This window comes from Silvania hatchlandensis (assembly GCF_025564065.1).
Lineage (GTDB): Bacteria > Pseudomonadota > Gammaproteobacteria > Enterobacterales > Enterobacteriaceae > Enterobacter > Enterobacter hatchlandensis.
On record NZ_JAMGZK010000005.1, the window covers coordinates 1 to 246 of the forward strand.

General features: G+C 49.2%; 1 rRNA gene. It reads right to left on the minus strand.

Annotated elements, in window-relative coordinates:
• Window positions 1-153 precede the first annotated feature (153 nt).
• Window positions 154-246 (minus strand): 23S ribosomal RNA (locus M8014_RS00025); the annotation flags it as partial.

The following is a 246-nucleotide window of genomic DNA, read 5'->3' on the forward strand; positions in this document are numbered from 1 at the left end:
TTACACTTCTGAGTTCGGCATGGGGTCAGGTGGGACCACCGCGCTACAGCCGCCAGGCAAATTCTGTTTATCAACACGTCTTCTGACCTGTCGATTAATCTGTTATCAAGCTGAAAATTCTGTCTCTGCACGCCAAAACAGCTTCGGCGTTGTAAGGTTAAGCCTCACGGTTCATTAGTATCGGTTAGCTCAACGTATCGCTACGCTTACACACCCGACCTATCAACGTCGTCGTCTTCAACGTTC